This window comes from Chromobacterium indicum (assembly GCF_039708975.1).
GTDB lineage: Bacteria > Pseudomonadota > Gammaproteobacteria > Burkholderiales > Chromobacteriaceae > Chromobacterium > Chromobacterium piscinae.
In genome coordinates, this window is the sequence record NZ_JAYFSJ010000004.1 from 19,639 (window position 1) to 43,946 (window position 24,308).

General features: G+C 49.9%; 21 protein-coding genes and 1 tRNA gene. 7 read left to right on the top strand and 15 right to left on the bottom strand.

The features are described 5' to 3' along the window. Nucleotides 1-96: 96 nt before the first annotated feature. From VA599_RS06495 to VA599_RS06505, 3 genes are all read right to left on the bottom strand, one after another. The gene (locus tag VA599_RS06495) at nucleotides 97-273 is read right to left on the bottom strand and encodes a hypothetical protein (RefSeq protein ID WP_346788005.1); all 177 of its coding nucleotides are present in this window, start codon (nucleotides 271-273) and stop codon (nucleotides 97-99) included. A 589-nt stretch (nucleotides 274-862) separates the two neighbouring features. Beyond that, nucleotides 863-1,075 (bottom strand): helix-turn-helix transcriptional regulator, encoded by a 213-nt coding sequence (locus tag VA599_RS06500; RefSeq protein ID WP_346788006.1) that lies wholly within the window; start codon nucleotides 1,073-1,075, stop codon nucleotides 863-865. Between the two features lie 25 nt (nucleotides 1,076-1,100). Further along, nucleotides 1,101-1,307 carry a helix-turn-helix transcriptional regulator gene (locus VA599_RS06505; RefSeq protein ID WP_346788007.1) on the bottom strand — a complete coding sequence of 69 codons (207 nt, stop codon included), beginning with the start codon at nucleotides 1,305-1,307 and terminating at the stop codon, nucleotides 1,101-1,103. A gap of 589 nt (nucleotides 1,308-1,896) precedes the next feature. Here VA599_RS06505 and VA599_RS06510 point away from each other — a divergent pair. Then, nucleotides 1,897-2,349, top strand: a complete 453-nt coding sequence (locus tag VA599_RS06510; RefSeq protein WP_346788008.1) for a hypothetical protein — start codon at nucleotides 1,897-1,899, stop codon at nucleotides 2,347-2,349. A gap of 630 nt (nucleotides 2,350-2,979) precedes the next feature. Here the strand turns inward: VA599_RS06510 and VA599_RS06515 are convergent. From VA599_RS06515 to VA599_RS06530, 4 genes are all read right to left on the bottom strand, one after another. Continuing rightward, complete coding sequence (locus VA599_RS06515) at nucleotides 2,980-4,992, bottom strand: T6SS phospholipase effector Tle1-like catalytic domain-containing protein (RefSeq protein WP_346788009.1); 2,013 nt, start codon at nucleotides 4,990-4,992, stop codon at nucleotides 2,980-2,982. 2 nt (nucleotides 4,993-4,994) lie between these two features. After that, the gene (locus VA599_RS06520; RefSeq protein WP_346788010.1) at nucleotides 4,995-5,705 is read right to left on the bottom strand and encodes a DUF3304 domain-containing protein; all 711 of its coding nucleotides are present in this window, start codon (nucleotides 5,703-5,705) and stop codon (nucleotides 4,995-4,997) included. A gap of 643 nt (nucleotides 5,706-6,348) precedes the next feature. Further along, nucleotides 6,349-7,077, bottom strand: a complete 729-nt coding sequence (locus VA599_RS06525) for a DUF4123 domain-containing protein (RefSeq protein WP_346788011.1) — start codon at nucleotides 7,075-7,077, stop codon at nucleotides 6,349-6,351. 53 nt (nucleotides 7,078-7,130) lie between these two features. Then, nucleotides 7,131-9,746, bottom strand: coding sequence for a type VI secretion system Vgr family protein (locus VA599_RS06530; protein ID WP_346788012.1), 2,616 nt, complete (start codon nucleotides 9,744-9,746; stop codon nucleotides 7,131-7,133). A 476-nt stretch (nucleotides 9,747-10,222) separates the two neighbouring features. On the opposite strand from VA599_RS06530, the gene VA599_RS06535 reads away from it, so the two are divergent. The 3 genes from VA599_RS06535 (at nucleotide 10,223) to VA599_RS06545 (ending at nucleotide 13,645) form a co-directional block, all read left to right on the top strand. Further along, nucleotides 10,223-12,097 (top strand): ATP-binding protein, encoded by a 1,875-nt coding sequence (locus VA599_RS06535; protein ID WP_346788013.1) that lies wholly within the window; start codon nucleotides 10,223-10,225, stop codon nucleotides 12,095-12,097. Nucleotides 12,098-12,339: 242 nt separating this feature from the next. After that, entirely contained in the window at nucleotides 12,340-13,227 is an 888-nt protein-coding gene (locus VA599_RS06540; RefSeq protein ID WP_346788014.1) for a DUF6731 family protein, read from the top strand. Continuing rightward, a complete protein-coding gene (locus VA599_RS06545; protein ID WP_346788015.1) occupies nucleotides 13,211-13,645 on the top strand; it encodes a hypothetical protein in 435 nt (144 codons plus the stop codon). The genes VA599_RS06540 and VA599_RS06545 overlap by 17 nt, the downstream gene beginning before the upstream one ends. Nucleotides 13,646-13,962: 317 nt before the next feature. Here VA599_RS06545 and VA599_RS06550 read toward each other — a convergent pair whose 3' ends face one another. From VA599_RS06550 to VA599_RS06565, 4 genes are all read right to left on the bottom strand, one after another. After that, a complete protein-coding gene (locus VA599_RS06550) occupies nucleotides 13,963-15,456 on the bottom strand; it encodes an aldehyde dehydrogenase (RefSeq protein ID WP_346788016.1) in 1,494 nt (497 codons plus the stop codon). A 72-nt stretch (nucleotides 15,457-15,528) separates the two neighbouring features. After that, the gene (locus VA599_RS06555; RefSeq protein ID WP_346788017.1) at nucleotides 15,529-16,275 is read right to left on the bottom strand and encodes a class I SAM-dependent methyltransferase; all 747 of its coding nucleotides are present in this window, start codon (nucleotides 16,273-16,275) and stop codon (nucleotides 15,529-15,531) included. Then, on the bottom strand, nucleotides 16,272-16,967 hold the full coding sequence (locus VA599_RS06560) for a helix-turn-helix transcriptional regulator (RefSeq protein WP_346788018.1): 696 nt from the start codon (nucleotides 16,965-16,967) through the stop codon (nucleotides 16,272-16,274). The genes VA599_RS06555 and VA599_RS06560 overlap by 4 nt, the downstream gene beginning before the upstream one ends. A 30-nt stretch (nucleotides 16,968-16,997) precedes the next feature. Further along, nucleotides 16,998-18,293 (bottom strand): MFS transporter, encoded by a 1,296-nt coding sequence (locus VA599_RS06565; protein ID WP_346788019.1) that lies wholly within the window; start codon nucleotides 18,291-18,293, stop codon nucleotides 16,998-17,000. A 366-nt stretch (nucleotides 18,294-18,659) separates the two neighbouring features. Here VA599_RS06565 and VA599_RS06570 point away from each other — a divergent pair, with 366 nt between their 5' ends. Further along, entirely contained in the window at nucleotides 18,660-19,067 is a 408-nt protein-coding gene (locus VA599_RS06570; protein ID WP_346788020.1) for a hypothetical protein, read from the top strand. Between the two features lie 209 nt (nucleotides 19,068-19,276). Here VA599_RS06570 and VA599_RS06575 read toward each other — a convergent pair whose 3' ends face one another. The 4 genes from VA599_RS06575 to rsmI all read right to left on the bottom strand — a co-directional run bounded on the left by VA599_RS06575 (nucleotide 19,277) and on the right by rsmI (nucleotide 22,823). Further along, on the bottom strand, nucleotides 19,277-19,786 hold the full coding sequence (locus VA599_RS06575) for a hypothetical protein (RefSeq protein ID WP_346788021.1): 510 nt from the start codon (nucleotides 19,784-19,786) through the stop codon (nucleotides 19,277-19,279). A 253-nt stretch (nucleotides 19,787-20,039) separates the two neighbouring features. Continuing rightward, on the bottom strand, nucleotides 20,040-21,251 hold the full coding sequence (locus VA599_RS06580) for a tyrosine-type recombinase/integrase (RefSeq protein WP_346788022.1): 1,212 nt from the start codon (nucleotides 21,249-21,251) through the stop codon (nucleotides 20,040-20,042). Nucleotides 21,252-21,783: 532 nt separating this feature from the next. Next, nucleotides 21,784-21,868: transfer RNA gene (locus VA599_RS06585), tRNA-Leu, on the bottom strand. Nucleotides 21,869-21,926: 58 nt separating this feature from the next. Next, nucleotides 21,927-22,823: a 16S rRNA (cytidine(1402)-2'-O)-methyltransferase gene (gene rsmI / locus VA599_RS06590; RefSeq protein WP_346788023.1), complete on the bottom strand. Its 897-nt coding sequence runs from the start codon at nucleotides 22,821-22,823 to the stop codon at nucleotides 21,927-21,929. On the opposite strand from rsmI, the gene VA599_RS06595 reads away from it, so the two are divergent. After that, the gene (locus tag VA599_RS06595; RefSeq protein ID WP_346788024.1) at nucleotides 22,818-23,960 is read left to right on the top strand and encodes a penicillin-binding protein activator; all 1,143 of its coding nucleotides are present in this window, start codon (nucleotides 22,818-22,820) and stop codon (nucleotides 23,958-23,960) included. The two genes, rsmI and VA599_RS06595, sit on opposite strands and share 6 nt — an antisense overlap. Continuing rightward, nucleotides 23,957-24,295, top strand: coding sequence for a YraN family protein (locus tag VA599_RS06600; protein WP_021475807.1), 339 nt, complete (start codon nucleotides 23,957-23,959; stop codon nucleotides 24,293-24,295). Before VA599_RS06595 ends, VA599_RS06600 begins: the two co-directional genes overlap by 4 nt. The last annotated feature ends 13 nt before the right edge of the window (nucleotides 24,296-24,308 follow it).

Consider the following 24,308-nt stretch of genomic DNA (forward strand, 5'->3'; position numbering starts at 1 on the left):
TTGGCGTGTTGGGTGAGCGAGTACGAGAAATACGACAAGCCGGTGGCCTCCCGCCCGTTGCAGGGGAGGGTGATAGAGCGATTCATTTGGTGTTCCTTAGGAGGCGTGCGGCAGGCTTGGCGCTTTAGCGGCCATTGAGGCGTGATGCATGGCCGGGGCGGTATTCACTCGCGCGCAGGCGGGGATGCAAGTCAGGATCAACACCAAGGTAATCACGCGCGGGTGGTAGCGCAGCCGGTCCAGCCGCAGGGCGGATGGCAAGGATTTACGCATGGCAAGCCTCATGGTGTTGTCGTTGGGCGATGTTGTGCGCCACGCTGGCCCGGTATGGGCCGCTGCTGCGTACGCTCTCATAGCAAATCGGGCAAACCGATGCATGGAACACCTGACCAAACAAGGGCAGGGCCAATGTTTGCGAGCCTTGCCGCCATTGGCCGCAAGCGGCACAAAGCTGCGTGTTGCTGGCAAAGGCGCGGGCGTTTTGTTGGTAGTTTTGGCGCTTAGCCGCGCGTCGCGGTCCATCCTGCTGGGCAGGGGGAAAGTGCTGGCGCAATTCGACAAAAGACCCGAATGCAACGGCCTTACGTGTTCCCGAACGAGGCTTTTTTGTTTTGTGGTTTGTCATGTCTTATAGCTCTGGAATGGAAATGTTTCGGTCAAGCATGCAGCGCTCCATCCGCCGCATCTGGAGGGCATTACCTTCTCTTGAATACTGGCGATATCTCGCGTAGAGAAATTCAGTTGCCCAATGCGCTGTTATGCGGGGGGCAGAAACGACAAAGCCCGCTTGCGCGGGCTTGTCTGGGGGAGGGGGATATGGCAAATCGGGTGGAAGATCATATTTCATCCGGCTATTTCCTTATCACGCGGTTTTCATGTCGCGGGCGGCATTTATTCGCTCTTCCAGCCAGCTGTCTACGTCAGAGGACAGCCAAGCCACGGCACGCGGTCCTAGCTGGATTTGACGTGGGAATTGCCCTTGTTTGATCAAGGCATACAGGCTGCTGCGGCTCAAGCCCGTTACTTTCATGACATCGGGCAAGCGGAGCATGTAAGAGGTGTTCGAATTGATCATGATTGTGTCCTTTATTGAGTGTGGATTACAGCGGGTGAACAGCTCTAGACGCGATGAAAGCTTGAATATCGGAAAGGCGATACATGCATTTCCGGCCGATGCGGTAGTAGCGCAGACCATAGCGGCCGGTGCTGGCCCATTCATTGAGTGTGTACGGCGATAGCCCCAGCCAAGCGGCGGCCTCGGGCCGACTCAAAAGGCGGTCTTTGCTATCGGAAAGGGAAATTGACACGAGAATATCCTCCAAACGAAAAAAGCCCGCGAAAGGCGGGCTTGTGAGACTGGCAAGGCCAGAATGCAAAAAGGCCCAAGTGGAAGCCTTGGGCCATAACTGTCTAAGCATGTCCATGCCCATAACGGCGCAAACATTCGAGCAAATGAAAAAAGCCCGAAGGGTTAGCTTCGGGCTTTATGGGCGCAATTGTGGTAACTGCAATCTAAGCGTAAGTGTATCACTGCTTATAAGCAATACACATGCAGTTTTGATTTCAAGCGATTGATTTTAAATGAAGAATTGGTGACATTTTATCGTGACGCTGTTATGTTTTCTTGGCTTGAATGAACGCAAAAAAGCCCGAAAGATTAGCTTCGGGCTTTGTGGACGTCATTGTTTCAAACGTAGCTGAATTTGGCCATAACCCGGGCATCGTTGTTAATAGTACGGTATGCGCGGTCGATGAAGTGCGGTAAAACAAAAGCCCAAGAGGAAATCTTGGGCTGATTTAATTAGGCGCAACTATGGCGGTGTTCATTACATGGTAATTGCGGAGTGGAAGAGCGTCAAGTTTGGGCTGGTTTTCTTTGTAGTGGGTTGATTTTAAATGAAAAAGTTTAGGGTTAATAACCGTAACGCTGTTACGATTCGTGAGGTGGCTACGACGCCAAGTGATGCGGCTCTGTTGGCAACTTTGGCGGCTTCCAAGTTGGAGGGACTGGAGGGGCAGCAATTGTTTGCTAGAGTGCATATTGCGAGTAGCTTGCGGAGAGCGGCGCATTTTGTTGTCGCAGACCCGCATTATGAGGCAATACCAGAGCCTTATGATGGTATGCCTAGTTGGTTGGCTTATATCAATCGAACAGTGAATTCGAGTTTGTCTGTGGAGCAGCGTAATGCAGTCATGGCAGCACTCAGACAGAGGCGGTCAAGAGCACGGCGAAAGTTGGTTACTCTCGAGATTAGAAGCGAAACATTAACTAGATTGCAGGCTTGGAAAGTTGATAGTGGTAGCTCAAATTTAGATATGGCAATTTCGGCATTGTTGGATAAGGTTTGATTTTATTAGAATGGGTAATTTTGCTATATCGGATAATTTCATTATTTATGCCAGTGTTCCTGATGATGTTATTCGGAATGGCTGCCTCGATGACAGAGCTAGGCAAGTTGTGGTGAGTGTTAATGTATTCGGAAGATAGACAGGCACTGCCATTGGTCTTGAAAATTTGTATGGAGGAAGTGGAGCGACACCGCTGTTATCTATTGCAGCGGGGACAGTCCACTTTCATCCACTAGACCAAAAGCGGTTCACTTTTTCCAAATGGTCTCAGCCTGTGTTGCTTACCAGAAACTATGAGGAATGATGGTTGCAAAGCCATGAGGATTGACCAAAACCATAAAAATAGCGCCCAATACTATGCACTTCCATATCTTATCTATCAATGCTCGAAAGATGAGAACAAAAGAAGCGTAAAAACTTAATATAGTAATGGCATAGGCGACGTATCGATACATCATTCCATTTGCCATGCAGGATCCATCGCCGCATGAGTAATCCAGATTTGGCAAAAGGTACGAAGAGTATGAAAGCAGCAATGCGATAAAGAACGTAATTGCTGATGCTTTTATGTAATAGCTTTTAGATTGCATTTGAAAATATCTTTTATATCTTTAGAGTGCATGATGAATTTTAAAGGCCAATGCTGCTTTCTACTGATGAGACAAGTTTCTTTATTTTTTGTCTTACTCTTTGAACCTTGACAAGTGGGTGATCCCCTGCGTAAATCTTGCGCCAGCGCAGATAGCCCCACATGTAATATGGTTCATGTCCGCCATCGGCGATAGCGTAACTTTTCTTTTGTTTTAAATCATCAAGACGCTTCTGTATTTCTTGAGTTTCTCGTTCTATTGCCTGTTGTCTCACACCAACAGGAGGATACGAGAGTTGAGCGGAGCTATTGTTGTTTAGATATTTTTTCTCTGCAGCTAAACGATTGAGTCGGTTTTCCAGTTCTTTAATACGTTCAGGTTGATACTTCCGTAAGCTGTCGATGCTGTCGTCGTCGCCAAATGGCTTGAACCAAGCGCGAGAATCATGAACCAATGTCTCGAACAAAATTTCCTCTGCTGGTTTCACAGGGGTCGGATCATGCCAAGCCTTAGAGACACCATCTTTCCAGTCCGAGCTTTTTCCAAGGAAGGCGGTGATATTTTTCAGACTAATACCAGAGCCATCCAATAGTTTTAATTCTTCGCTGAGTTCTTGATCCGTAAGTTGGAAGTCGTGTATATCCTGAGTTTTCTTTTCCACTGGGTCAGCGGACTGCTTTAAGCCTGGAAGTAAGTGCACTTTACCCAGCATGCTCTTTCGCCAACGGAGGAAAATGCCATAGTGACGTCTAACTATGGCTTGCACCGGTTCCAAGGGCTGCGTTTCTGTCAACCATAATTTCTTATCCGGCTGCCCGCTACCATTGCGCGTAGTTTCAATATAGGCATTGAATGCATTAATGGTGGAAGGATCTATTTTGAACATGCTCTTGTGAGCTTCTTTAAAATCGCCCTCATCAAGTAATGGTACGCCAGCTATAAGAGCCTCCCGATACATTTGCGCTAGTGAAATCTGCGATAGTTTCTTGGCGTCACCAACAGCCCCCGCCCCAATGGAGCGACCTTGGTCATTCGGCGTATAGCCGCCACCTACATCCGAGTGGACACCAGGGTAAACTACTTCCTTTACATTACTTCCTGGCGCGGAATCCAAGGGGAAAGACCCACGAACCTCATGCGCAGAAACCAAATGAACACAGCGTTTAATAGCCGGATGAATGGCCAAATTGTCAGGCGTAGCCCAAGCATAATGCCCATCTTGAGTCGGTACCGAGTGAGCAATGCCAACCGATGCTACCGTATCGAAAATGCCAAGAAAATCTATAACTAATGGCAGTCCGGCATAGCTGCTGCCTAAATATTTTAATACCCAGTTGCAGAATACCCTCGCCTCAGCCGCGCCACGAGAAAATCCAAAAACAGACAACCTGACTTTCCTAGGAGTTGGCTTATTCTTCAAGCGGCTTGCAATCGACTTCTTCAACGTCGCTTCACGTTGAACGTGTAACTTTGTGCGAGCATCTTCCCGCTCATCATCTTTACCTAATTGTAGCTTGCTCGCTGCTTTGGCATCGTCAGCCAACGGAGGAGACAATGGATTTCCCGTTAATGCCGCTGCAATCTGGTTGCCAACTTGCAATAACGCCCAGTCCAATCTGACTTCGCCATGTTTGGCCATGGCGAGGCCAAATGTAGCATCCACGCCCTTGCCACTATCTCCCAACTCGACGAATGGCGTACCTACGCCTGGAATATAAGTCTTTCTGTAATATTGTTGCGCGTCTGCTGCAACATCTGCTCGCCACGATGGCGGCATGTCCGGAGTAGGTGCACCTTGGCTTCCGAGTTGCAATTGCGGCATGGTGGGTCTGCCGGTATATACTTCGTAGAGCCTTGCAACATTGCTATGCGAGAAGTGGGGTTTATCCCTATATTTGTTATTATTTGTGCCATCGAAGAAGAAGCCGATGAATATGTCTTCTTCGCATTTCAAGCAGCTAGGTATGTTTAAATTTTTGACGCGACTGGCAGCTTCTATATATTCAAGACTTAAATGTGATTGTCTGCATTTTTCAGAAAAGCGAGCGGCCATTTTTATTCCTTATAGTCTAGATCGCACATTTTTTTATCAATATTCCATTTTGCTTTACATTCGGCCTGCCATTCTTTGCAGCCCTTTCCATTTTCTTCTGGGTTGGAAGATGAGCTTATTGCCGATTCGGTGCATGCTCTCCTCATCATTCGGGCTGATTCTTCCCAAGATCCTGAGCGATACTTTGGTAGATTGTTATTGCATTCATTTTTCGAGTATTTGGCTATGCATGCTTGATAGGGGGTGTTCTTTTCTTTTCCTGTCCAGCCAGGATGTCCAGGCTCAATACGGGAGACTGCAATTTCAACCTCATCGCGAGGATAGAATAGAACATAAATATCGCCAGGCTGCTTATATTTCGGCACCTCTATAATTTTGACTCGGCTAATAGGGTCCGTCTGATTTTTATTAGATTTTTTCCACTCTACTTTAAGCTGAATGCCTGGCTGCCATTTTATAGGTAAGCTTACGCAGCAGCCTTTAATACCTGGCCCTTCTAAAACATCTACAATGCCGCCACCGATGGCTTGATTGCTTTTAATATCAGTCAAGGTGTAGTCCACAGCCCAGTCATGCATGTAGTTGACCGCATCAGTAGATACCGTTAACTTGTCTGATTTTTCTGGCGACATTGAGAGTGTATTATCCTGGTCGCACCCTGCTAAAAGAAAGGCTCCTAATAGAAAACACACAATCTTCCTGATGAGTTTCATATCGTATATTCCATTGGTGAGGCCGTGTTTAATTTTTTCCGACCTGCAGGGGTGTTATTTTCTTTTCGCAAAGCGTGTGAGTATTTCATTCTTGGTAGTTGAATTAAAGATTTTTAATACATTGTTCTACCTTGAATTTTATACTAAATGTCGATATCTATTTCTGATTGCTTAATTTTATATTTCCGAGGGCTGGCTGGCCCGCAAACCCTAAGCAATATCGTGTTGGATAGATAGAGCAGTATAATTTTATTGACTATGGAAATGGAGTGTTGCCTCTATTAGAGAATTATATCTGCTTCCTTTTATTTTTCTGTTTAATTGATTCGTATGTGATTATAATGATTTTTACCAATATAAGCAGAAGGAAACTTACAGCCAAACTAGCTCCAGCCAAAAAGACTAGATATATTGGAATGTAAATGTTAGCTAGTGAAGTGCTGCCTGAGCTTATCCCTACGATGAAAATAACTATGGCTGCCGCGAGGCATAATATTGCTGGGTAAGCGCTGTATTTTACAATCTTGGAAAGCGTGCGGCTCTGTTTCTTTAGAGATGCAATGCCAACAACAAAAAACTGTATTAGTAACATAAGAGCAATAACGAAGACTGCATCCATGTTAATCCTTTTGATTATTCCATCTTAACGATTTGAGATGGGAACTTTCTCCCAGAGTGCCTGTTTGCAAAAAATCTCTTTTTCCATTGGCTCTACTAAACCTTCTTGTTCCGCTTGTCGGCATAATTGAAGCAGCTGCTCATATTGCTCAGAAGGGCTGATCATATGCCATGAGTGTCCGTCCGGCATGTTCAGTTGGGAGATGATCTGGTCCGGTATGCTGTCATTCCACATCTGGGAAAATTGGTCTGCATCCAGTGCCAATGCTTTCCGATTGGTTTGATTTGTCGGTATGTTTGAAACTGCGCTGATGTTGCCAGCTCGATCAAAATACGTCAGTTGCTCGAAGGGCCCCATAAATTGACTATGCTGTTTTTCATTCAAAGCGCTGAGCAGTGATGGCAGGGTACGGGTGTCGGCATATCTCAGTAGGTAGATCAGTTTTTCCGGAAGAAGCTTTACGTCGGTGTAGCTGACGAAGTGCTGATATATCGATTCAAAATCTAGCGAAGAATGCCACAGGCTCAACATGGGTTGGCCTTTGCTGATTTCCAACAAGGTGGATATCTGTTGTCGCCATTGATCGGTGCTTTTAGATTCCATACCGCATAGAAGCGGTGATATGTCGGCATCGCCACCGGCTTCTTCATACAGTGAGCGCCAGTGTAGCAGCCCATTGAGTTGGCTGGTTAGTGACTTATCTGGGATGAAGCTATGATCAAGAAGGGCATAGCAAAGCAGATCCGTAGGCATGATGGAGTCCAATGCCTCTTCAATGTCGTCCTGATAAAAATCAATTATGGGGTTCATGTTTTTGAAGCGAATGGGCTGCCAGCATTTTTTGCCTTGAGCACACATTCTTTACAAATTTGATTGGGGAATTGTGGCAGTTTGGGGGGCATTTGTGCAGGACCGCTGAAATTATGTTCAACGCCTTTAAGGCTGACAGTGCCAGGAGCATGGACTTCAATATTGCCTCCGGCGATGCGGAAATAGGCTCCACCTGCAGTAAGCAGGATCTCCTGCTTGGCGTTGACCTCAATGCGTTCCTTGCAAGAGGTGATGGTCACGTCCTTATCCGCCGTGATCTCCATGGCGTCACTCTGCGCCTGGATCTGTATCTTGCCCTTGGCAGCGATCAGCTTCATGGAGATTTTGTCTTGTACTCCGGCCACAAACAGGCTGATGCTCTTACCGACGTTGTGAATCCAGCGTCGGCCAGTCGTATGGTTGGCATCGCGTTGAGCAACCAAATTGAGGTTCTGTTCGGCAATGAGCGTTTGGCTCTGCTCGGTCAGGCTGGCGATGCCTGCCGGGCCGGATAGGATCAGCAATGGCTGTTGGCCCTCTTGCTCTTTGGCCGTTTTGCCATTTTTGTCGGTGTTAGTGCCAGCTTCCCAAGCTGCCAGCGCATCCAGCTGGTGATGCAGATGCCCCTTGTCCTTTTTGCCGTCCTTGACTGTATCGTCGCCAATAGCATTCGGGCCAGTTTCCATGGAGTCAGCTAGTTGCTCAGTAGCAGTTTCCGCCAGCGCCTGGCTTAGCGCGACGGCTGACTGCAGCTGGCTTTGCGCGTGCTCGCGCGCCAGCTGTTTGCCGGATGCGCCGTTCTGCGCTTCGGTGGTCAGCAACAGGCCGTGAGCGGCGCGAATGGCGCCATGGTCATCGGTACGCAGCTCGAAGCCTTGCCCGCGCGGCTGGGCCTTGCCGTTGCTTCTGGGGTGAGTCAGGAACCCTTGGTTGAGCTGGGTCTTGCCCGGCTCGCTCGATAGCTTGGCGCGGACTTCGCCCGGCGTGTCGTCGAACAGCAGCTCGTTGTAAGCACCGCCTTGATGTTCCTTGGATTTGATACCGGATAGCGTCTTGTTGGCCGGTAGGCTGCCGGCACCGCTGAAGTCCGGTGGCGGATGGCTGCCGTTGTACAGCACGCCGGTGATCAAGGGGCGGTCGATGTCGCCCTCGATGAAGTTGACCAGCACCTCCTGGCCGATACGCGGGATGAACTGGTGGCCCCAGGCCGCGCCGGCAGAAGGCATCGCCACGCGCAGCCAGCAGGAAGACTTGTCATCCATCCCCGCGCCGATGGTTGGGTGTTCCTCCGGCCTCTGCCAGTGGAACTGCACTTTGACACGGCCTTGCTCGTCGGTATGCACTTCTTCGCCGGCTGGCCCCACCACGGTTGCGGTTTGGCTACCCTGGCTAGTCGGCTTGGCATGCGTGGTGCCGGCATAGGCCGGGGTCAGCGGGATGCCGCGGCGTTGTGCCTGGATCGAGGTAGTGAACGGAGCGGCATCCTGCTCCACGCCGATATGCTGCGCCAAGTCGGTCGGCAGGTTGTTGCGGGCCTGGAAGGTTTGTCCGGTGACGACAAATTCGCGGCTTGCGGGTGCATCGCTATCGTGTGCAGGATGTTCGTCCAGACGAAACCACTCACCTGGCAACAGACCACGCACCGAACCCGTGCCGCTGAAAGACTTCGCTTGAAGGTCATTGGCCTGCTGCCGTAGTGCGGCGTATTGGCCCAGTTGCTCCTCATCGCCAGCGTAATACAGCCCTGGCGCGTCGTAGTGCGTCAGGCTGCTTTGCAAAGACTGGCCGGCTTGTCCTTGATCGATACGGCTTTGGTCGCCGCTCTGCAGGGCGTAGACCGGTTTGTAGTCGTAGCTGGCCAGCGCAGTGCCTCCGGGCACGATCTGGCGCGCGGCTTCCCAACCGGTTAGGCCATCCTCTTCTTCCGTCGCATCGCTGCGGTGGAAACGTACCCGTTCCAACTTGGAGCCCGGCAGACTGTGGGCATCGTCGAAAATGGCCAGTTCGACTTGCGGACCGTCATCATCCAAATGGAGGAAGCGCCAGGCGTAGCCTTCCTCGTGGAGCAGCCTGACGATGAAATCGAAATCGCTCTCGCGGTACTGCAACGTATAGCTGCGGGGCTGGGCGGGTTTGACCTGGATATCCAGCGTCTGTACCCGCGCAAAAGCTGGATTGGCAGCCTGATGTTCTTCGATGATTTGCTTGACGATATCTGGGACCGACAAGTCCTGGAATACACGGGAGGTTTTGCGATGGCGTAGCAGCGCGAACGGCGGCTCAATGGTCAGCTCATACTTTGCAAAGCCGCCATCCGATCCCGCCAGCCTGGCCTGGCTGACGACACCACAACGGATGGTCTCGTCGCTATCGGCGTCCTTGATGCCAAGGCGAGCAGGTTGGCCTAGCAGTGTCTTCAGCTCGAGATTGCCGTCTGGAGACAGGCAAGTCAGCGTGTAACGGTAAGATCGAGAGATTCCCTCGTCCCCGTCCAGGCTTAGCGGCAACAGCTGTTCAGAGGCGATGTGGCCGCTACCGAGCTCTAGTGTGAGCAGCCGTTGCTCTTGCTTAAAGGCGGAGGCGAAGCTGGCTAGGAGGGCGTTCAGATCCATCAGGAACCTAAATAAAAATACCCTCTGAAGAGGGTATGTCATTGAACTGAAACAGTTTAAACATTGTATGGAGTAACTGAGACACCAACAAGGTGATTACACTAAATAGTTAACTTACCTGCACTAAAGGACAGCAATATTCCGCCTTATGAACTGCACCGGGTTCCAGCTCTTGCGTAGCGGAAGACCGCCAGCCACAGCAGCTACTGGTCCAAATGAATGGGATGAACTGTGTTGACAATGCAGTTGTCTAGGCAGCTGTGCTGAGAGCGCGCATTGGGGGCTGAAGTTTTTTACTGTTTTGGTGAGCAAGGATTCCCGTGCATGGCTTCAAGAATCCCCATCGCCAAGATGCCAATTGGGTTATCCTGAGGAGTGACAAGGACAGAACACCACCGAACAGCAATGGTAGCCTTCTTTGCATGCAGTACGCAGTGCAAGCCAGCAGGCAGGAAAACAGCTCCCCGGGATGAGAAATGGATATAGAGACCTCCAGCGCAATCAAACTTTTTTTCCCTAATCCGTCTTTGGCGTTGGTTTACTACGAAGCCGTCGCCAATGCTTTGGATGCTGGGGCGACTGAGATTGGCATTATAATTTCGATCCAGGCTTTCACTGCATCTGAGACCCTCAATGTTAAAATTATCGATAACGGCACTGGGTTCACCGATGAAAGTTTTGGTCGTTTCAGGACCCTTATGAAACCTAGAGATGGGTTTCACAAAGGAATTGGGCGGCTCGTTTTTCTAAATTACTTTGACAGTGTCGAAATTGCCAGCGAATGGGAAGATAAACGGCGCAAATTCGTTTTCAAGGAAAATTTTGATGGAAACGCCGAAATTGAACTCCTTTCAGACGTTGTGTCTAGAAATAAGACAACACTGCTTTTCACGAAATTCTCAAAAGATAAGGTTAAATCCTACGACGATCTGAAGCCAGGTTGTCTGAAGGAGAAAATTATCTCCCATTTTTTGCCGACGCTCAACGATCTTCGCGACAGAAAAATAAATTTCAAGATCACTATTGATCTCGAAACTGACGAGAGCAATGTGCAAAAAGAGTTTTTTTCCAGCGCTGTAACCATTAGTAATGATGATTTGCCAGAGTTAAAAATCAAAGAAATTCGGGACGATGCAGTTGATGCTAACTCGAGCATTAATATGCATTACTATATAAAAGAAACAACCGCCCCGGCCAATATTTTAACTGCCGTGAGCATTGATGGGCGAACGATCCCTATAAATCTTATTCAAGCTTCATCCATTCCGTACGGGTATTCGGTTGTTTTTATTTTCTCTTCAGATCTCTTTGGTGCAAGCGCAGATAGCTCGCGTCAAAAATTGCTGTTACCGGACGGGCTGTCAGAGTCAGTTCTCTATGCTTTATTCCGTAGGGAAGTTGGAAATACTCTTGTGGATAGTATTCCAAAAATATCAGAAACCAATGCAAAGACGAGGAGAAAGTTTGAAGACCAGTTCCCGCATTTACTGGGGTACTTTGAAAACTCAACAGTAGGCTTGATTGACCGTGAAGAGGCCTTAAATGGTGCGCAGCAAAAATTCTTTCGAATTCAGAAAGAAATATTGCAATGCGAGAACCTGAGTGATGCAATCTACGAAAAATCGCTGGAAGCCTCAGCTAGAACGCTTACAGAATACATCCTTTACCGTGAAAAAATCATAGCCAAGATGAAAGCTATGACTCCGGGAAATTCTGAGGAAGAAATTCATAATCTTATTGTCCCAAGATGGCAAAATTTTAATCAGAATGACATTGTTAGTGATGTATACCAAAACAATGCGTGGTTGCTTGATGATAAGTTCATGACGTTTCGTACAGTATTGAGCGAAGCTCGCATGGACAAAGTCATTGATGCCATTCGGCTCAGCGATGAGACAGAAGAGGAGTCCGGAAGGCCTGATATAGCAATGATATTTTCGGCAGACCCAGAAGACTCCACCCCTGTTGATGTTGTAATTGTTGAGATTAAAAAGAAAACCGATGACGAAAAAGAAAATCAATACGCTGTAAATCAGCTACTTGAGCGAGCTGACAAACTAGCACAGTATTGCAGTAATATTCAACGTATTTGGTACTACGCGGTACTCGAAATAAATGACTCATTCGCAAGAAGTCTGCGGCAGCAGAAGTGGGCTCCTTTATTTTCTAAAGGGAGGGTTTATTATCAAGAATTTCCAACTTATCGTAATGACCAAACTGTTGTACCAACTCCAATTTTTGTAATGTCATTTGATGCCATTGTATCGGACGCAGCAGCACGAAATCACACTTTTTTGGAGATACTTCGTTCCGCTATGAAGCAAAATTCTGAAGGGTTTTTGAAAAGTTAAAAATAGCTATGGATCCTAATCTGATGGTTGGTTGTTTCCAAATATAATAGGGGTTCTTTTGAATTGCCTACTATAGAGAATAGATTGCACCTTCATCGATTAAAAGGTTAGGGTGTTCAGTGTAAGTCTGTTGAGCATAACCATGTAAAACGCTTCTAGAAATAGGAGAAAGTTATCAAGTTGTAGAAGAACGCACAGTCAAACACTAGCAACACAAAAACTTATTCAAATCATCTGAACACATGAAAACTAAGACTTATACCATTCGCTATTACATCCCACGTGTAGGAGCAGACGGCAAGAGAGGGACTGTTGCTGCTACCCTAGATAAAGTGGCTACGATGCCTGAAGGAGTCGGTCTGGTTCGCGAAGCTGGCAGCATGGTTCATCAGGTGCGCATCCACAACATCAATGCTGAAAAAACCGAGTATCGGGCTGCCTTCGTAAGGTTCCGGGATGAGCTCCCCTTGGTGGGGAAGAGATCATCAAGCACAGAGACCCCTCCAAAGCTGGATGATGACGATGAAATTATTGAAAAGAATCACTTTACGCTGTTCGTCGATGAGTCAGGTGTCGAGGTGATCGCTTACCAAGTGTCGATGGAAGGGTCAGATGTCGCTGCGTTAGCTCGCTACTTCACCTTCGCGGGTGGAGGAGAACATAACGTGTCCTTTGATGAAGTACTAACTGGAGATGCTTTGGAGAAAATGAAAAAAGGCATCCTCAAAGCAGTTGAGTTTGAAATTGCTAAACCACGTAAAAAAACATATGCACCGGATCCAAACGATACTTGGACATCTGAAGCAATGCAATTTATGTCTAGCACAGGAGCGACGCGCTTCAGGGCTAAGATCATGACAACGTCGAAGCAAAAAGGTTTGCTTGCAAACATAAAAGATCAGATTGGTTTGTTGCTCCAATCAACTCAGACCAAGAAATTGAAAGTTAAATTATCAGAGGTTGATCACCCGATTGATTTGTTTGCGGACAGGGTATTTGACAAAGTAACAATTGAACTTCATCAAGGTAGGCCTGATAGTACGCAGATGTTTACAGAGATTGCAACTGTGAAGAAGGCTAATACAGGACTGGAGCCGTACTTGGTTAAAGGCAATGAAGCACTGGACTAAATGGAGCGTCTTGATCTGCCTACTTATTGGCTGGGGAGTCTGGAAGTACAATCTCCTGAGCCGACTGAGTGCTAGTGATGCCAGAACATTTCTTGGCTTACTTGCACAGGTATCTGTCACCATGCTTGGTTTTTTGTTGGCAGCGCTTGCAATCTTGGCATCAATTGCTGGACATAGACTGGTCAGGAATATGCAAAAGACTGGACATTATCGGGTTCTTCTGTCCTGCTTTTTTATTGATACTGTCGCATATGGCTTTGCTGCGGCAGTGGCGTTGGTTGCCTATTTGGCAAATACGCATCTTATTCTTGGGACCTTACTTGCCATGGTGAGTTTTCTTTTTGCATCTTTACTACTGCTTGATGTTGGTTGGCGTTTTTGGCTTGTACTCACCCATCTAGGCCCCGACAACAACTGATCAGCCTACTCTAAATCTGATTAAATACCCTTTTCAGTAATGCAATCTGTGCTGGTAGTATTGTTTTCGTTAATACTCGAATGAAGTAGATCTAAATTTTTGCAGTGACAGGCATCATAGGCGATTGTATCGATTTCCTGCTTAGACAGAATTGCTAACAATTTAGGTGTGCGCATCAAGCAGTTACATAGATTTCAACAAATTTACGCAAAATTATCTTGGCTTTGTCGATGAAAAACGATCTGCTTCATTCAGGGCTCCATCTTTTCTGAACTTTTGCTACATGAGATAAGAGCCCTGCCGGTATCGGGAATACGCTATAGCTTAATCAGCGTGCTTTTCAGCTCGGTGTACTTCTCAAGAGCATGTAATGATTTGTCGCGACCATTCCCAGACTGTTTATAGCCGCCAAATGGCAAATTCATGTCCCCACCTTCTTCATAGCAATTGACCCAAACTGTACCGGCTCGCAGTTGACGCGCCACTTTATGCGCTGTCGAAACATCCTGGGTCCATACCGCCGCCCCGAGCCCATACTGGCTATCATTGGCAATCCGCACAGCCTCCTCCACATCGTCAAAGGTAATCACCGACAAGACGGGGCCAAATATTTCTTCACGGCAAATCGTCAAGTTAGGCTGCGGGCAATCAAAAAGAGCAGGCTCAATAAATAAGCCATCTGGATGGAGAGTTTGGACAGCAGCACCACCCTGCAGCAGCTTAGCGCCTTCTTTTTGTCCTTGGGCTATATAGGACAAGATCCTATCGAACTGCCTTTGATCGACGACCGCTCCCAAGTTCGTTTCAGGTGACAATGGATCTCCAGGACGATAATCAGCCATCGCCACTTTCAGTTCAGACAAGAAGGCTTCGCGTATTTCTCTAGCCGCCAAGACACGAGACCCTGCCGTACACATTTGACCAGCGTTATAGCAAATTGCACCAGCTGCTGCTTTCGCGGCTGCTTTAAGATCCTTGCAGTCTGCCAAGATAATATTCGGGCTTTTCCCGCCCAACTCCAACCACACGCGCTTGAGATTGCTTTGCGCTGCATAGTTAGCGATCTGCTTGCCAACAGCAGTTGAGCCGGTAAAGGCGACGCAATCCACATTCAGATGTGACGCCAGAGCCTGGCCAACGTCCCCCGCACCCGGCAAGACCTGAAAAATACCAGGCGGAATGCCTGCTGCTTCAGCGAGAGCCGCAACACGGATTGCGGTAAGGGGAGACTTCTCAGAGGGCTTCAGAATGACCGCATTGCCTGCAGCCAACGCCGGAGCAAACTTCCAGCTTGCCATCAGCAAAGGGAAGTTCCACGGCACAATGGCTGCCACCACGCCGACAGGCTCGCGCGTCACCATGCCAAGCAACGCCGGATCGACAGGCACAACCTCACCCGGAACCTTATCAATCAGCTCGGCAAACCAACTGATGCAGTACGCCGTATTAGAAATGTCAACGCTTAGGGCGTTGGCGATGGGTTTGCCAACATCCAATGATTCCAAAAGCGCTAATTCTTCAATATTGTCCTGGATGAGCGAAGCAAATCGCTTCAGGATTTCCATCCTGGAACGCGGTGCCAACTCGGACCATGCGCCCCCATCAAATGCCCGCCTCGCTGCGCGCACTGCCAGCTCGACATCCTCTTCACCGCACCACTCAATAGATGCCAACACCTTGCCAGTTGCGGGATTAATGGTTGTGAATTCTTTGCCGCTCAGTGCTTTCCGATAAGCGCCATCGATGTAAGCGCGACCTTCGAAATGCAATTGCTCTGCTTTTTTCTGCCAATTGATCGTACCGGTAGACATGTATGCTTTCCTTTTTTGTACTATCTCTGGTTTACGTGCAAAAAATCACAACTCTAAATGATGTATTATTTATCAGGCCTGCTTTACCGCAATCACCCCAACACTATCTCGACCATCATCGGACAAACACTCAACGGGGAAAACACCTTGTCGATTGATGTATGAGGCTTGCTCAATCAAAAAGCCATGGTCAGTGAATAGTTTTTTAAAACCATCAAGATCAAATAGATGTAAAACATCAGGAATTTGATTCGAAAACGCTATGCTATCGTGCATGCGATGATTTTCGATCAAACCAGGATAAGGATGACCAGCAGCAAGCCTTGCTTCATATTCCGGCCTGAAAGACTTCCAATTAGCAATGAATGGCGTCTCGACAGTTGCATAAATCCGTCCATTGGGTATTAACAATTTAGACATGGCATTCAGCATTTTATCAATGCCTTGTCCATTGAAAAAGTGTAAAACCCGGCAACACAGAATGGATGAAATAGAGTTTTCTGTCAGATCAATTTCATCAGGAAAGCTACCATCCAGAAATGTAATCCGTTTCAACATTTCAGCAGGCACACTCCTGCTAGCAATCTCCAAATGCTCTTTGCTCAAGTCATTGCATATGACCGTGTGCCCATTTTTCAAAGCTGAAATAGAATTCGAACCAAATCCTGCTCCGATCTCAAGTAGAGGAAAGGCAGATACCGGCTGATTGCAAAAAGCAGTAGAAACAAAATCCTTACTGTCGGTGATGACGCCTGTGTTGTTGAGGGTCATCGCACAGCCAGCAGCTTCAAACAGGGCATGACTATCAGATATCATCATGGCAACCTCATTATGTCCATGTAAACTACACCAAAGTTATCCGAAGCACGACTATGCAGAAATGGCTGCATATTGTTGGCATTCATTGTTCTGATAATATCGAAGTTATTGCTGATATTGAGCGAAGATTTTATTCTTGCTAGTGCTTTGGAAATCGAGGAAACTGAAGTATTGGTAGCAAATGCAATTTCCTTTGGTTGTTTCCCTGCGCAAAAAAGCTCTAGAATCTTAAATTCTTTATCGGTTAGATTAGATAGGCACTTCAGTATCCTTTCTCGACCACTCTCACTGTCTTGCTTGCCTTCATCAATTTGATTTGATGTATCTACCTTCAAATAGTTCAATGTCCTAAAATAAACCCACTCCAATTTATTTGAAGAGGAATATAACGGCTCTTTGATGTAGGTAATTTCATTGTATACCGACCCATTCCGGAAGCAGTGCAATGAAATGACGGGCCGCTCCTCTCGCAGCACAATCCCATCTTCGGCATCATAATCGTGCCCTTCCGAAACTGAATTGATAGGAAGGTCATACGTGTGCCTGCCTAAAATCTCCTCCAGGCATGAGGCTCCCACAACAGAAAGGTATTGACTATGCGCATAAAGAAACTGGTGCGTTTTATTTTTTACTCCACAACTATGTCTTGAGGAGTCTATTTGCGTTTTTATGAGATCTGGCAAATCTGACATTGCAATATATCTCCATTGATATCATCAATATCAGAAAGCTGCAGCACGCTGGTTTTCTGTAAAAGCAATGTGAATCACAAAAAGTAAAATCACAGCCAATCCCATAAAGCCGGACATGATTACGATACCAAGCTGCGGGCTTCCCGTTGCCTTGATGACGTATCCCATCATGATAGGCGACATAAATCCAGCCAAGCTGCCAATTGAATTGATCACAGCAAAGATGACTGCCGCAGCCTTGCCTTTAAGGAAATTGACTAGCGACCAAAATACCGGATAGGTCAGCATAATCGCTGTGGTTGCAACCGAAATTAGACCAAGCTTTGTTGTGACGCTTATGCCATTAATCAAGATGGCAGATAATGATAAGCACCCGATTCCGTACAACAGGGACAAGACAAACACTGGCCGTTTTATGGTTCCGATCATCAAAAACGACGTCGCCAGCACGACAAGCGCCAGGCCCCATGGGATGGCATTGATAAAACCGATATGCAATGTATTGGTGACATTAAAGGATTTGATGATCTGCGGGAGCCAGAATGAAATGCAATACATGGAAAACGCTGAGGCAGAAGTCACGATTGCATATATCCAGACTTTCAAGTCCAACATCGCCTTCAGCGGCGATCCAATCACAGCTTTGGTTTCTTCTTGTGCTTGTATATGCGCGCTGAGCTGCAGCTTTTCAGAATCGGTTAAATACTTTACAGATTTGACGCTCTCCGGTAGCACAAAGAGCAGTGCAATACCAATAAAAATGGTCATAAGACCTTCTGTCAAGAACAACCACTGCCATGCAGCCATGCCTAAGTAATTCGATTTAGAAATCGTTTCCAACAACCAGCCTGAAAATATACTGCCGATCACTGCGGATAGTGGAATAGCGGAGATGAAAAGGAAATTGGTTTTGGCACGATTCTCTATTGGAATGAAGCGCGTCAAATAAAACAACACTCCAGGATAAAATCCTGCCTCACACACTCCAAGCAGAAATCTGACAATATACAGCTGAGTATCTGTGTGGACAAAGTAAGTTGACATCGTGACCACACCCCAGCTGATCATAATTCTTGCCAGCCATCTCCGAGCGCCGAATCTAAGCAACAACAAATTACTAGGAATCTCTGCGGCAATATATCCGGCAAAAAATACTCCTGCAGCCGTTCCAAAAACCAATGGATCAATTCCGAAAGATTTCGTCAAGGAAAACTGTGCAAAAGCCAGGTTGGTTCTGTCGATGTAGGCCATGGTTAGGCAAATGATCAGCCAAGGCACAATTCTAACTGTGATCTTCTTTGCTGCAATCGCAGGTACGCTTTCCATTGGAAGCCTCTGATTGAATTAAGTAGGCGTATCAATACTAGGATGGTTACATTCGAAACCAATGCTATTAATATTGATCTTTATCTTGAGTTGAAAGTGACTCATGACCACAAAACACTGTCAAGGAAAATTATTTTCCTTGAGGCAACGTCTTATCGTTTGCATTATGCGCAAACCAATCTGATGCCGTTTGAATATTATTCTACACCTTATCAGTTTTCATCACGACTGTATATTGGCTAGACATTAATATTTCGCACTAAGTCACTTACTCGACTTATTGCTGGCTTAGCAAGCGTAGTCAGCTGGACTGGCGGCAACCGGGCAGACAGATGGATTAAAAACTAATAAAACGAGGTGCGGATAATGAACTCACAGGAGCTGAATTTAACAAGCGAACTGGCACGGCTTTTGTACTATACGGCTCACATTGCGACCACCATTCGACAGCATAGCAAGCAAGCGACTGGCCGCACTCACCGCTTACGAAACGGTAAAGATATTTGGCAGCTCGCGGATACGCTGCACAACTTTGACCTGCTGGGCCATGCCATCCTGGTTAACAATCCTCAAGCCATGTTGCGGGTTTGCGATCTATTGCTAAAGGACTACCAACGCTACATTGAGCGCTATGCAGTGCCGCTTGCCAATGTAGAAATTTCAGGAAATATAAAAGCAGGAAACTATATGGTGGATTTGCAGGAAGGCATGGAAATTATTACGGAAATAAAATCCAGAGTTAAACCATTCACCAAAATGGCAAGTGCACATTAAGGTGGCCGATCTTAAAGCCTTACGCTTACCCATCTGAATCACATTTTGATTTCTACCCTTGCCCCATTGCTGCACATGGGGCTTTTTTCACTTCTTAGAGACGCTAACAAAACCCCTGATTCTGCGTTACGCCTCCTTGTCGTATGACTGGCACTGCCTGCGTCGGCGTGCCTTGGTGCAGGTTTTCTACGAGGTTTTGTTAGCGGCTCTTAGCAGTCGTAGCTATTGGAATATTTCAGCTCAACAGTGTTTAGGTTTTTAAAGATGATGCACATAACATTTTCACTTCTTATGTGGCCGTTTGGAGTGATGCGTGGTATGCGGGGAGGGAGCTTTACCAAAATTTGTTTTGTGACGGCAGGGGTTAATACTTTTCCGTCTACTAAAGCTCCATCAGCGCCAAGTACAGAGGGTTCTTTAATAGCGGCCCAGCGCATTTCAACTTTTACAGGCTTATTTAAATTAGTTACTGTAAAGCAACACATAGACCCTGAACTTCCGGGTTTTTCACTACTTCCTGCATCTGCAAGTCCTCCTCCATTGTGACCATCATCTAGCCGGAAAAACACACTGCGGTTAACATAGTTTGCTGCTGAAATGCTTAACCCGACTCCTTTTCTAAGAAAGGGGTCATTAGATTCCGCTGTGTTTGAGATACTGCAAGCGCTTAATATAAAGGCCAGCGATAAGCTGGCCAGTCGGGGGAGTATCAGTTTCATTCAGCCTCCTGTCTTGGTTGGACATGTTAGAGCAGCTGTAAGCATGCAAGTTGCGCGAAATTAAATTTCAAACAATAACATATTTATTTTTCCTGCACCTGTATTTTGGGTGGATGTTCATGTCGAGGATATGCCTAGTCGATTGTTTAAGAGTCTCAGGTCCGATCTGTAAGAATTTAGGTCTTATGTGTTTACGCCTCTGCGGACAGCATAGCGCTGTTGGCAGAGGCGTAACGAAACATCTCGATGGCTTTTAGCTTGCCCGTTTGAAGTTGACGGGGACGACATTCTTGCCTTGTTGCTGGGCGATGAAGTCGGCCCACCACTGCATCATGCGGCGTCGCTCATGCAGATACTCGGCGCGGTGGTAGGCTGCGCGAACCTTGTTACGCTCGGCGTGAGCAAGTTGGCGTTCAATCACGTCGGGGTCGAAACCCTCCTCATTCAACACGGTAGAAGCCAGTGCGCGGAAGCCGTGTGGCGTTGCCTTTCCCTTGTAGCCCATTCGTCCCATTGCGTAGCCTAGGGTGTTTTCGCTCATGCATTTGCTGTGGTCGGTCATCGCTGGGAATAGTAGAGCACTTCGTCCTGTCAACGGCTTTAGTTCTTCTAGCAGAGCAAGGGCTTGCGCGGAAAGTGGAACGATATGAGGTGAGCGCATTTTCATACGTTCTTCCGGAATGCGCCATTCTTGGCGCTCAAAGTCGAATTCCTCCCAACGTGCGGCCCGCAGTTCTCCCGGCCGTACAAATGTTAGGATCAACAGATGCATTGCAATACGGGTCGGAGCATAGAGGGGTTCGGCTTGCAGGCGCGTGAAGAACTCAGGCAATTCGCCACGCGGCAGGGCGGGACGATGTTCTACTTTGTTGGCTGTAATCGCTCCGGTCAGGTTGATCGCTGGATTGTGTTCGGCTCTGCCGGTTTGAATGGCGTAGCGGATGACAGAGCTTATGCGTTGTAGAACGCGCCCTGCGGTCTCCACCGCGCCGCGTTTTTCGACTTTGCGTATAGTGGCAAGTATCTGTTTTGCCTCTAGCTTGGAGATCGGTAGCTTGCCCAAATCGGGAAATGCGTCATTCTCTAAGGACTCCAGCACTCGGCGAGCATGGTGAGGTGTCCAGCGGGCAAGTTGCTTATCGTGCCATTCACGTGCAACGTTTTCAAACGCATTGGAACAAGCTTCCTTCGCGGCATCTTTTGCCGCTTTCTTGGCAAGGCTGGGATTGCCACCGGCAGCAAGTAGCTTTCGCGCCTCTGCTGCCTTTTCTCGCGCCTCGGCCAAGCTCATCACGGGATATTTGCCCAAGGCCATCTTGCCGGGTTTGCCATTGAAACGGAAGCGGAACAGCCAGCGTTTGCCGCCTGAGGGCGTCACCTCCAAATAGAGTGCTTCGCCATCGGCGATTTGATAGGGCTTGTCTTGTGGCTTGGCTTGTCGGATCGCCAGGTCAGTCAGGGCCATGTCTGAGTTTCTTTCTGTGTACCGTTTTTGTGTACCGTTTCGCGCCGTTAGGTAGGGGCTTGTGCTTATACCGCGTCCGTCTTTGGGGCGGGCGGGGCTAGCAGAGGCTTGGGCTTGGGCCGGTTTCGCTGAAAGTTCGAGGTGTCCCTAGTGACAAATGCTTCATGTCACTGCGGGAGCGAGGGAAATTTCTTTTGAAAACAGGACTGTCACCAAGTCACTACCGTCACCATGGTAGGCAGACGGGGTGGCAAGGCAGACCGATGGCGCTAGCCGTGGGCAGCAGCCAGAATAGGCCTGTTGCGTGTGGCAAGGTACACATAGTTTTTTCTAACCAGAGTATGAGTAGCAAAAGGTGCTAGGGACATTGTGTACCATTTTTTCGCACGGTTGGCGGGTGGTACACAAAATGGTACGCAGAAACTTTGGATGTAGCTGGACGCTTCTGGACGATGTTGAACAACAAAAAACCCGCAAAGCCTTGTGCTGTGCGGGTTTTGTGGACTTCGTTGTACTCTGCTAGATGTCAAAGTGGTGCCCAGAGTCGGACTCGAACCGACACGCCTTGCGGCGGGGGATTTTGAATCCCCTGCGTCTACCAATTTCGCCATCCGGGCGACATCTGCGAGAGAACGCATCTTAACCTTGCGCCAAGCGCTTGTAAATAGTTGGCGCTCAGTCTTTTTTCAGTTTCAGCGCGTGGTCGTACAGCTGCTTGCGGTTGGCGCCGCTGATCTGCGCGGCCAGCGTGGCGGCTTGCTTGGTGGGCAGTTCGGCGGCCAGGATTTCCAGCACCCGCAGCGCCTCGGCCGGCGGCGCGTCGGCGTTGGCTTCGGCGGCGGGGGCGGCGTCGATGATCAGCGCGATCTCGCCGCGCTGCTGGTTGGCGTCGGCCTTCACCCATTCCAGCAGTTCGGCCGCGGGGCGCGCGTGGAAGGTTTCGAAGGTTTTGGTCAGTTCGCGGGCGATCATCACCCGGCGCTCGCCGCCCAGCTCGGCCACAATGTCTTCCAGCGCGTCGACGATGCGGTGCGGCGCTTCGTAGCAGACGGTGAGGTGGGGGGCGGACAGCCATTGCTGCAGCGTTCTGCGGCGCTCGCCGCTCTTGGGCGGCAAAAAGCCGTGGAACTGGAAGGTGGGCGCGGTGAAGCCGCTGGCGGACAGCGCGGCGATCACGGCGCTGGCGCCGGGCAGTGGGCGCACCGGGTGGCCGGCGGCGCGCACCGCCTCCACCAGCCGCGCGCCGGGGTCGGATACCGCCGGGGTGCCGGCGTCGGACACTTGCACCACGATCTGGCCTTCGGACAGCCAGCGCACCACCTGTTCCGCCATGCTGCGCTCGTTGTGCTCGCGCAGGCTGACCAGCCTTTTGGCGCGGATGCCGTAGGCGGACAGCAGCTGGCCGGTGACGCGGGTGTCCTCGGCGCAGACGACGTCGGCCGCCTCGAACGACGCCAGCGCGCGGGCGCTGATGTCGGCCAGATTTCCAATGGGCGTGGCCACCACATATAATGTCCCGCTATGGAAACTATCCCTGGCGGCATCGGTAAGGTGGGCGAACGAGGTATGCAAAGACTGACTCCGCTGTTGTTGGTTGGCGTCTTGCTGACGTGGCTGACGCCGGTCGTGGCGCAAACCCCCGACTATATCATTCAAAGCAATGGCGCGCCGATGCGCGCGCTGGTGCAGCCGCCGGGCCAGACGCCCAGGCTGGCGACGCCGACGCCGGCCGCGGTTCGGGTCGATGCGCCGGCATCCGGCGCGCTGGCGGCGAAACCGGCCGCGCGCGGCAAGATCCGGATCGGCGTGATCCTGCCGACGGAGTCGTCGGCGCTGGGCGAAGCGGCGGCGGTGGTGCGCAGCGGCGTGGAGGCGGCGGCCCAGGTGGACCAGAGCGCCGAGCTCTACAGCGTGGACGCCACCGGGGACAACGTGGTGGAACGCTACCGCGCGGCGGTGGCGGACGGCGTCAACGTGGTGATCGGGCCGCTGTCGCGGGAATCCATCGCCAAGCTGGCGCCGTCGGTGACGGTGCCCACCATCGCGCTCAATTCGATTGACCGGCAGGCGGCGGCCAATCCCAAGCTGTATTCGCTGTCGCTGATCGTCGAGGGCGAGGCGCGCCAGCTGGCGCGGCTGATGCGAGACGACGGCCGTGCCAATCCGTTGCTGGTGGTGGGCGGCGACGCGCTGTCGCAGCGGCTGGGCAAGGCCTTCGCCGACGAATGGCGCGCGGTGGCCGGCAAGCCGGCGCGGCAGATGGCTTTCGACTCCAGCGACATGACTCCGCTGCTGCAGGCGGCCGGCCAAGCCGACGCCGTCGCGCTGGCGCTGGACGTGGCGCAGGCGGCCAAGCTCAAGTCGGCGCTGACGCCGGATGTGCCGGTGTACGGCACTTCACAGCTGAATGTCGGCGGCGCGCAGGCGGAATTGGCCGGCGTGCGTTTCATCGACATGCCGTGGTTCCTGATGCCGGCGCATCCGGCGGTGCAGCGTTACCCGCATCCGGCGGTGCCGCTGACGCGGCAGACCGAGCGGCTGTACGCGCTGGGCATCGACGCCTATAGGCTGGCGGTGCAGCTGGCGGTCAGCCGTCCGGGTGCGGCGGTGAGGCTGGACGGCGTCACCGGCGATTTGAAGCTGGGACGCGACCGCGCGTTCGAACGCCAGCTGCCGGCCGGCGTCATGGGCGGCAACGCGCTGCAATGAACCAGGCCGGCCGGGACGCCGAGGACCGCGCGCTGGCCTTGCTGCAGGCGCGCGGCCTGAAACTGGTGGCGCGCAACTGGCATTGCCGCGGCGGCGAGCTGGACCTGATCATGCGCGACGGCGACGCGCTGGTATTCGTCGAGGTCCGCCATCGCGGCGGCAGCCGCTTCGGCGGCGCCGCCGACAGCATCACCGCGGCCAAGCAAAGGAAACTGATGCTGGCCGCGGAAGTCTATCTAAGCAGCCACAATATCGACTCGCCCTGCCGCTTCGACGCGGTGGTCAGCGTCGGCGGCGCCGAGCCGCAGTGGCTGAAGAATGTGATCACGCAGTAACTGTTGAGAAAAG